Source organism: Streptomyces sp. (assembly GCF_050698815.1).
Taxonomy (GTDB): domain Bacteria; phylum Actinomycetota; class Actinomycetes; order Streptomycetales; family Streptomycetaceae; genus Streptomyces.
In genome coordinates this window covers 1-8,729 of record NZ_JBOHCV010000475.1, presented here as the reverse complement: position 1 = coordinate 8,729, position 8,729 = coordinate 1, and the positions used below count along the sequence as shown (strand labels likewise).

The 8,729-nt window shown below is 71.1% G+C and carries 6 protein-coding genes and 1 pseudogene; 3 read left to right on the top strand and 4 right to left on the bottom strand.

From position 1 onward, the window contains the following. Together ACRDP3_RS17120 and speB are read right to left on the bottom strand one after the other, a co-directional pair. A partial coding sequence (locus ACRDP3_RS17120) for an ABC transporter ATP-binding protein (RefSeq protein ID WP_431517821.1) occupies nucleotides 1-3,108 on the bottom strand: 3,108 nt, incomplete at its 3' end. 482 nt (nucleotides 3,109-3,590) lie between these two features. Beyond that, nucleotides 3,591-4,655, bottom strand: a complete 1,065-nt coding sequence (speB, locus tag ACRDP3_RS17115) for an agmatinase (protein WP_431517820.1) — start codon at nucleotides 4,653-4,655, stop codon at nucleotides 3,591-3,593. 165 nt (nucleotides 4,656-4,820) lie between these two features. Between speB and ACRDP3_RS17110 the strand changes: the two genes are divergently transcribed. From ACRDP3_RS17110 to erm, 3 genes and pseudogenes are all read left to right on the top strand, one after another. Continuing rightward, nucleotides 4,821-5,636 (top strand): phosphatase, encoded by an 816-nt coding sequence (locus tag ACRDP3_RS17110; protein WP_431517819.1) that lies wholly within the window; start codon nucleotides 4,821-4,823, stop codon nucleotides 5,634-5,636. A 54-nt stretch (nucleotides 5,637-5,690) separates the two neighbouring features. Then, a complete protein-coding gene (locus ACRDP3_RS17105; RefSeq protein WP_431517818.1) occupies nucleotides 5,691-5,822 on the top strand; it encodes a hypothetical protein in 132 nt (43 codons plus the stop codon). A gap of 210 nt (nucleotides 5,823-6,032) precedes the next feature. Beyond that, nucleotides 6,033-6,794 (top strand): annotated as a pseudogene (gene erm, locus ACRDP3_RS17100) (ErmE/ErmH/ErmO/ErmR family 23S rRNA (adenine(2058)-N(6))-methyltransferase); the annotation flags it as partial. 19 nt (nucleotides 6,795-6,813) lie between these two features. On the opposite strand, the gene tesB reads toward erm, so the two are convergent. Beyond that, a complete protein-coding gene (gene tesB / locus ACRDP3_RS17095; RefSeq protein ID WP_431517817.1) occupies nucleotides 6,814-7,698 on the bottom strand; it encodes an acyl-CoA thioesterase II in 885 nt (294 codons plus the stop codon). Between the two features lie 82 nt (nucleotides 7,699-7,780). Continuing rightward, nucleotides 7,781-8,729: acyl-CoA dehydrogenase family protein (locus ACRDP3_RS17090; protein ID WP_431517816.1), on the bottom strand; the 949-nt coding region annotated here is incomplete at its 5' end.

Here is an 8,729-nt window from a genome sequence, read left to right as displayed (position 1 = left end):
GTGTTCGGGCGCGGGTGTCGTGCTCTCCTCGCGCAGCAGCTGCTGGATGCGGCCGAGCGCGACCGACGCCTGCTGATAGCCGTCGAAGACCTGGGACAGCTGCTGTACGGGCGAGAAGAACAGCTCGATGTAGAGCAGGTAGGCGACCAGCCCGCCCGCGGTGAGCGTGCCCTCGCCTATCCGGCCGGCGCCGACCACGAGCACGGCGGCCGTGGCGAGCGAGGCGAGCAGCTGCACGAACGGGAAGTAGACCGAGATCAGCCACTGGCCGCGCACCCGCGCCTGCCGGTAACCGTCGCTGCGCTGCGTGAACCGGTCCGTGCCCCGGCGCTCGCGCCGGAACGCCTGCACCATGCGCAGCCCGGCCACCGACTCCTGCAGGTCCGCGTTGACGACACTGACCCGTTCACGCGCCAGCTCGTACGCCGTGACGCTCCTGCGCCGGAAATAGAAGGTGCCGACGATCAGCAGCGGCAGGGTCGCGAAGACGACCAGAGCGAGCTGCACATCGAGCACGAGGAGCGCCACGAGGATGCCGGCGAAGGTGAAGACCGAGACGACCGCCGTGACCAGACCGGTCTGCAGGAACGTCGACAGCGCGTCCACGTCGGTCGTCATCCGCGTCATGACCGCGCCGCCCAGATGGCGCTCGTAGTAGTCCAGTCCGAGGCGCTGCAGATGCGCGAAGATCTTCACCCGCAGTGCGTAGAGGACGCGCTCTCCCGTACGTCCCGTCAGCCGCATCGCACCGAACTGCGCGGCCCACTGCCCGATCACCACCACCAGCGCCAGCCCGGCCGCCATCCAGACCGCGCCGAGCGCCGACTTCTGCACACCGTCGTCGATGCCGTTACGGATCAGCACCGGCAGTGCCAGCCCGAACCCGGCGTCGAAGGCGGCGAAGAGCAGCGCGAGGGCGAGCGCGGCACCGAAACCGCGCAGCAGCCGCCGCAGCCCGTAGGAATCCTCCGCCCGCTCCGCCTGCTCCTCATCGACACCGGGGGTGTCGTCGGCGGGCGGCAGGGCGGCCACCCGGGCGAGGAGTTCGGGACTGCCCGGCATCGCGGCCAGTTCACCGGCGAACCCGCCGGGCCGTCCGGCCTGTGCCGCACTGACGGCGGATCCGCCGGCCCCGCCGGCGCCGCCGAGACCCCCGGCACCGTCCCGGGCCGGGTCGTCCTTGCGCACCCACAGCTCAGAGGTGACGCCGGCCGCCGCCGGAGTGGCGGCCGCGGCTGCGGCGGTGGGTCCGGCTACAGCCAGACCGGCCGGGTCCCGCTGCACCTCACCCAGCTCGTCCGGGTCGGTCAGCAGCCGGCGGTAGAGCGCGCAGCGCGCCGTCAGTTCCTCGTGTGTGCCCACGTCGGCGAGGCGCCCGCCGTCCAGCACGGCGATCCGGTCGGCCAGCCCGAGGGTGGACTGCCGGTGCGCGATCAGCAGCGTCGTGCGGCCCGCCATCACGCCGCGCAGCGCCTCGTGGATCTCGTGCTCGACGCGGGCGTCGACGGCCGAGGTGGCGTCGTCCAGGAGCAGCAGCCGCGGGTCGGTGAGGAGAGCGCGGGCGAGCGCGATGCGCTGCCGCTGGCCGCCGGAGAGGGTGAGTCCCTGCTCGCCGACGGTGGTGTCGTAGCCGTCGGGCAGTTCGGCGATGAAGCCGTCCGCCTGGGCGGCGCGGGCGGCTTCCCTGATCTGTTCGTCGGTGGCGTCGGGTGCGCCGTAGGCGATGTTCTCGCGGATGGTCTCGGAGAAGAGAAAGCTGTTCTCGGGGACGAGGCCGATGGCCGAGCGCAGCGAGCCCAGGGTGAGGTCGCGCACATCGTGTCCGCCGACCCGTACCGCGCCTCCTGTCGCGTCGTAGTAGCGGGGCAGCAGCAGCGCGAGGGTGGACTTGCCGCTGCCGCTGGAGCCGACGACGGCGACGGTCTCGCCGGGCTCGACCCGCAGCCTGAACCCGTTCAGGACACGGCTGTGCCCGTCGGGTCGTCCGGATCCGTCTGGGTCCTCGGGGCCCTCGGCTTGCGGGGTTTTTGGGGGATCTTCGTATCCGAAGCTGACGTCGTCGAACTCCACGGACGCCTCGGCGTCGGCGGGCAGCTCGTGCGCGTCGGGGCGCTCGGTCATCCGCGGCTCGGTGTCGATGAGCTCGTAGACCCGTTCGACGCCGGCCCGGGCCTGCTGCCCGACGGTCAGCATCATGGCGAGCATCCGTACGGGCCCGACGAGCTGGGCGAGATAGGTGGAGAAGGCCACGAACGTACCGAGCGTGATCTGCCCCTGCGTCGCCATCCAGCCGCCCAGTGCCAGCATGCCGACCTGCCCGAGGGAGGGCACGGTCTGCAGGGCGGGCGTGTAGCGGGCGTTGAGCTTCACGGTGCGCAGCCGGGCGGCGAACAGTTCGCGGCCGATGTCGCGCAGTTTGCGCGTCTCCTGGCCCTCCTGCCCGAAACCCTTCACCACCCGTACACCGGTGACCGCGCCGTCGACGACGGAAGCGACGGCGCCGGCCTGCTGCTGTGCGTACCAGGTCGCCGGGAAGAGGCGGACGCGGCTCAGATTGGCTATCCACCACAGCGCAGGGAAGACGGCGAGCGAGACGAGCGTGAGCAGCGGGGACAGCACGATCATCACCACGAGGGCGACGGCGAACAGCAGCACGTTGCCGATCATCATCGGCAGCATGAACAGCAGGCTCTGCACCAGTTGCAGATCGCTGGTGCCGCGTCCGACGACCTGTCCCGTGGACAGCTCGTCCTGGCTGCGCCCGTCGAGCCGGATGATCGCGCGGTACATCTCGGTCCGCAGATCGTGCTGGACGTCGAGAGCGAGCCTGCCGCCGTAATAGCGGCGGGCCCAGGTGAGTACGTAGACCACGACCGCGGCGGCGATCAGCAGCCCGATCCACAGCACCATGTCGCCGCCGCTGCCGCCGGAGCCGGCTACGACGTCATCGATGATCACTTTGGTGAGCAGCGGTACGAGCGCCATGACGCCCATGCCCGCCAGCGAGGCGCCGACCGCCAGCAGCACGGCGCGCTTGTAGCGCCAGCAGTACCCCGACAGCCGCCGTGCCCACCCCTGTTGCCCGGTCGCCGCTTCCGTCCCCGTCACCCTGTTCCTCGCTCTCCGGCGGCTCCGGGCTGGAGCTGCCGAAGGCTCCAACGTCCTGGCGTGGGGATTTCATCCCGAGGGCCGGGACGATCCTGGAGAGCGGGGGGCTCCCCGGGACCGTCCCGGCGGGCGGCGTCCATGGAATGCTGACAGGCAAGCACCCCCCACGAGGCCGGCTCTGTCGCTCGTCATGTGACGCCACGATCCCGTGGGATCGCGTTCCGGAGTCTGCCGAGAATCTCCACGGAATGCACGTCGACCGAACAAATTCGGTAACGTCTCGTATTAAAGCAATGTCACACAGTGACCATGGGTCACCGGTGCTTCTGCCCGCACACCCTCTCCCACCAGCCACGTTCCCGCCGCCCCTGCTCAACAGGGGTGGGCACGGTGCGCAAGCAAGCGCATACACTCCGTTCCGAACACGGCTGGAAACAGTCCCGTGTGCGCTTCTCGAACCCGTTCTCGAAGCGACTGCGGGCCTAACTCTTCGCCTGACCGGCTTCCTTCCCGCTCGCCTCACCGGCTTCCTTCCCGCTCGCCTGACCGGCGATCTGGCGCGCCATCAGCGTCGTCAGCTCGTACGCCGTGTGCGAGGCGGCCACCGACGTCATTTCGGCGTGGTCGTAGGCCGGGGCGACCTCCACGAGGTCGGCGGAGACGAGGTGGCAGCCGGCCAGCCCGCGCAGGATCTCCAGCAGTTCACGTGAGGTGAGACCACCGGCCTCCGGTGTGCCGGTGCCCGGTGCGTGGGCCGGGTCCAGGACGTCGATGTCGACGGAGACGTAGAGCGGCCGGTTCCCGATGCGCTGGCGGAGCTGGTCGGTCACCTCGTCGACACCGCGTCGCATCACGTCGGCCGACGTGACGATGCCGAAGCCCATCCGGGCGTCCTCGTCCAGGTCCTTCTTCCCGTAGAGCGGTCCGCGCGTACCCACGTGCGAGAGGGCCGAAGTGTCCAGCAGCCCCTCTTCGAAGGCCCGCCGGAAGGGGGTGCCGTGCGTGTAGGCGGCGCCGAAGTAGGTGTCCCAGGTGTCCAGATGGGCGTCGAAGTGGAGGAGCGCGACCGGCCCGTGCTTCCGGGCGACCGAGCGCAGCAGCGGCAGAGCGATGGTGTGGTCGCCGCCGAGTGTCATCAGCCGGGCGCCGGTGTCCAGGATGCCGTCGGCGGCCTCCTGCACGGTCTCCACCGCCTCATCGATGTTGAACGGGTTCGCCGCGATGTCACCCGCGTCCGCGACCTGGGCGAGCGCGAACGGGGCGGCCTCCTGCGCCGGGTTGTACGGACGCAGCAGGCGGGACGCCTCACGGATGGCGTTGCCGCCGAAGCGGGCGCCGGGGCGGTAGGAGACACCCGTGTCGAAGGGGACACCGACGACCGCGACGTCCGTACGGCCGTCGACCTCATCCAGGCGGGGCAGCCGCGCGAAGGTCGAGGGGCCCACGTAGCGCGGGATGCGGGAGGAGTCGACAGGGCCGCGCGGTTCGGACCGCGGCCGGGTATGCGGGGACTGCGGGGCCGGCTGGGGCTGCTCAGCTGTGCTCATGCAGGCGAGCGTAGGCGGCGTGCACGCCAGTGCTTCTTGGCCGTATCAGCACCCGCGCGGCCGTCTTTTGTCCGCCGCGTACAGGACTGGCCGCGCGCTGCCGCGTCGAACCGGTGCGGGGGGTACGGCCACCGGCGCCATCGGCCGGGGGGTCACAATGGCCGCATGCCCATATTCGCCGCCGCCGTCGCCCCCACCAGAGCCGAGCTGATCGACCACCTGGTCCGCACCCGCATCGCGGGGGACGTGGCCACTCCGCGCGAGAACAACCTCTCCCACTACCGCAAGCTCGCCAACGGCGACCGGCACTACTGGCTGGGGCTGGAGCTCGGCGACCGCTGGGCCGACGAACAGGACGTGCTGGCGGTGATGGCGGAGCGCTGCGGGGTCGTCGACGACCCCGACCACCGCAGCGGCCAGGACACCATCGACCCCGAGATGACGGTCGGCGCGCTGGACCGGGCGGCGGCGGAGCTGCGCAAGGCGGCGGAGGGGCAGCGGCGCGTGCTGTTCGCGACCGGGCACCCCGGGGCGCTCCTCGACATGCACGGCGCGCTCGCGCGGGCGCTGCGCGTCGCGGGGTGCGAGATCGTCCGCGTACCGCTGGGCACGTACGCGGACGAGGGCGTGATCGTGCAGTTCGGCGGCGTCGCGACGTACGAGCGCGGCGCGTCCCTGTGGCACACCCACTCCCCCGAGCCGATGACGCAGACGCTGAACGCCCTGCAACTGGCGGGTGAGGCGCTGCCGGAGCTGGTGGTGGCCGACCACGGCTGGGCGGGCTGCGCGGGGCAGCGCGGCATCGACACGGTGGGCTTCGCGGACTGCAACGACCCGGCACTCTTCCTCGGCGAGGCCGAGGACACCCTCGAGGTGACCGTGCCGCTGGACGACCACGTCGCCGACCCGCGGTTCTACGAGCCGATGACCGCCTACCTGCTGACCGCGGCCGGACTGACGGGAGCGACCGGCCTGGCCTGAGGGTCCGCCGTAATTCGCTTGCGGCCCCCCGCGGCGCGGCCTAGCGTCGCGGCCATGTCCGCAGCCTTCCAGGCCATCATCAACGGTGCGCGCGCCAATGCACGGGGCGCCGGCTGGGCCTGCCCCCAGCTCGTCATTCGCCCGCGCGACCGGCGTCCGGCCCTGGCCGTCCGCCAGGACGCCTGAGGCGTTCCGAGCGACCATTCCGCGTGTTGCTCTGCTGACCTGACGACGCGTCCTGCTCCCCCACTGCGCTGCGCGCGTGGGTGGTACCCCCGGCCAGGGCCTCCGGTGTCCCCATCCACCGGACAGGCCCGGCCGCGGCATGCCCGTAACCCATGCGTACGAGTGCGCGCTGGTGCCCCGCCTGTCCTCCCCGCACCAGAGGACCTCACCGTGGCACGCCGCCGCAGCACGCTCTCCCAGAACTTCCTGCACGACCCCGCCGTCATCCATCGCATCGTGCGCTGCGCGGGGCTGCGCCCCGACGACCTGGTGCTCGAACCGGGCGCGGGCGAAGGGGTGCTGACCCGGCCCCTCGCCCGCGCCTGCCGCCAGGTCGTCGCCTACGAACTGGACCCGGCCCTCGCCGCCCGGTTGCCGCGGCTGCTGCGCGCGCAGCCCAACGTCCGTATCGTGCATGGTGACTTCGTGCGTGCGCGGGCGCCCCGCGAGCCGTTCGCGGTGGTCGGCAGCATCCCCTACTCCCGCACGTCCGACATCGTCCGCTGGTGTCTCGCGGCCCCCGGTCTGACGTCGGCCACGCTGGTCACCCAGCTCGCCTACGCCCGCAAGCGCACCGGTGGATACCGGCGCTGGACCCTGCTGACGGTGAGCAGCTGGCCCGAGTACGACTGGCTGCCCGGACCGGACATCCCTCGGCGGCACTTCACGCCGGTGCCCCGTACCGACTCCGCCGTGCTGCGGATCGACCGGCGCGGCACACCGCTGCTGCCCACCGGACTCCTCCCCGGCTACCGCGACTTCGTCGCGCACGGCTTCACCGGGGTGGGCGGCTCACTGTTCGCGACACTGACGCGCGGGCGCCGCACCGCGCACGTGCGGGCGGCCTTCCGCGAGGTGCGGCTGCCCGAGCCCACCCCCGTCGGCCACGTCACGCCGGCGCAGTGGCTCGCCCTCTTCGGCATCCTCGAGGCACCGCGAACCGGGGAGCGGGTCAGTCCCTCGGGACCCGTACGACGCCCTCCTGGATCACCGAGACCGCCAGCCGGCCGTCGCGGGTGAAGATCCGTCCGCTGCCGAGTCCGCGGCCGCCCTGCGAGGTCGGGCTGACCTGGTCGTAGAGCAGCCACTCGTCCGCGCGGAAGGGACGGTGGAACCACATCGCGTGGTCCAGGCTCGCGCCCACCACGTCGCCCACCGCCCAGCCGCCGCGGCCGTGCGCCAGCAGCACCGAGTCCAGCAGCGTCATGTCCGAGACGTAGGTGGCCAGGCAGATGTGCAGCATGGGGTCGTCGTGGGCGCCGTCCAGCTTGCCGTTGGTGCGGAACCAGACCTGCGAACGCGGTTCGCGCGGCTCGCCCGCGCTGGCGAACGGAGGTTCGCGTACGTACCGCAGGTCGACGGCCGCCCGCGCCTTCATCAGCCGCTCGGGCACATCCGAGCCACGGAAGAGCTCCGTGTACCGGGGCAGCAGTTCCTCGGCCGTCGGCAGGGACTCCGGGTCGGGCGCCTCGGGCATCGGCTCCTGGTGTTCGAGCCCTTCCTCGTGCGTCTGGAAGGAGCTGGACAGATGGAAGATGGGCTGGCCGTGCTGTACCGCGACGACGCGCCGGGTCGTGAAGGACCGCCCGTCCCTGATCCGGTCGACCGTGTAGACGATGCGGGCTCCCGGATCTCCCGGTCGCAGGAAGTACGAGTGCAGCGAGTGCGGCAGCCGGCCCTCCGGTACGGTCCGGCAGGCGGCGACCAGTGCCTGTGCGGCGACCTGCCCGCCGAAGACACGGGGGACGACGGCGGCCCGGCTGTCCCCGCGGAAGATGTCCTGCTCGACCTGCTCCAGATCGAGCAGGTCGAGCAGGGACGTCAGTTCGTTGCTCATGCCAACGATTGTGCCCGTTCCGGGCTACCGGGGGTTACGACGCAGGTCACACCGCGGATCATGGTGATGATCACAGCGCGGATCACAGCCCCATCGACTTGGCCACGATGGAGCGCATGACCTCGCTGGTACCGCCGTAGATGCGGGAGACGCGGGTGTCCGCGTACAGATTGGCGACCGGGTACTCCAGCATGTAGCCGTAACCGCCGTGCAGCTGCAGGCACTTGTCGATGACCTTCGCCGCCAGCTCGGTGGTGAAGAGCTTCGCGGAAGCGGCGTCGGCCGGGGTCAGCTCGTCCAGGTCCAGGGCGTCCAGCGCACGGTCGCAGACGGCCTGCATGGCGTCGACGTCGGCCTTGCAGTCGGCCAGCACGAACTTGGTGTTCTGGAAGGAGGCGACCTCGCGGCCGAAGACCGTCCGCTCCTTGACGTACTCGTGGGCGAAGCGCACGGCGGCGGCGGACATGGCGTACGCACCGATGGCGATGCCGAGGCGCTCCTGCGGCAGGTTGTGCGTGAGGTAGGTGAACGCCTTGCCCGGCTCCCCGAGCATGTCCTCGACCGGGACCTTGACGTCGGTGAAGGAGAGTTCGGCCGTGTCGGAGGAGCGGAGGCCGAGCTTGCCATGGATCTTCTCCGAGCTGAATCCCGGGGAGTCGGTCGGCACGAGGAAGCAGGCGAGGCCGCGGTGCTTCTGATCCGGGTCGGTCTGGGCGAAGACGAGCGCGAGCTTGGCGAAGTTGCCGAGCGAGATCCACTGCTTCTGGCCGGAGATCTTCCAGCCGCCGTCGACCTTCGTCGCGCGCGTGGACAGGTTGGCGGCGTCGGAGCCGGTGTCGGGCTCCGTGAGCCCGAAGCACCCGAGCGCTTCGCCCGAACAGAGGCGGGGAAGCCATTCATGCTTCTGTTCCTCGGTTCCCCAAGTCTCGATCGATCCGCACACCAGCGAGGTCTGGACGGAGACCACGGTCCGGGCGGACGAGTCCCCGCGGCCGACCTGCTCGACGATCAGCGAGTAGCCGACCATGTCG